The sequence below is a fragment of the Microbacterium sp. GbtcB4 genome (genome assembly GCF_019091465.1).
Taxonomy (GTDB): Bacteria; Actinomycetota; Actinomycetes; order Actinomycetales; family Microbacteriaceae; genus Microbacterium; species Microbacterium paraoxydans.
In genome coordinates this window covers 1-234 of record NZ_JAGXJJ010000612.1, presented here as the reverse complement: position 1 = coordinate 234, position 234 = coordinate 1, and the positions used below count along the sequence as shown (strand labels likewise).

General features: G+C 73.1%; 1 pseudogene. It reads left to right on the top strand.

Features of this window, described 5'->3' with window-relative positions:
- Positions 1-234, top strand: a pseudogene (locus KVS71_RS19000) (S9 family peptidase); the annotation flags it as partial.

The following is a 234-nucleotide window of genomic DNA, read 5'->3' as shown; positions in this document are numbered from 1 at the left end:
GACCGCCGATGGCAACACCCTGTACTTCGCCCCCGGCGCCGACCAGCGCGTGCACCGAATGGATCGAGATGCCGAGCCGAGTCCCCCCACCGCCGCCGGCCCTTCGTACGGCGGACTGCGCGTGCAGAGCGGCCGGCTGTTGGCGGTCAGGGAAGACCCCTCGACCGACCCGCACCGCCGCGCGATCGTGGAGATCCCCGTGGACGGCTCAGCCGCCGAGGACGCCTCCGCGAT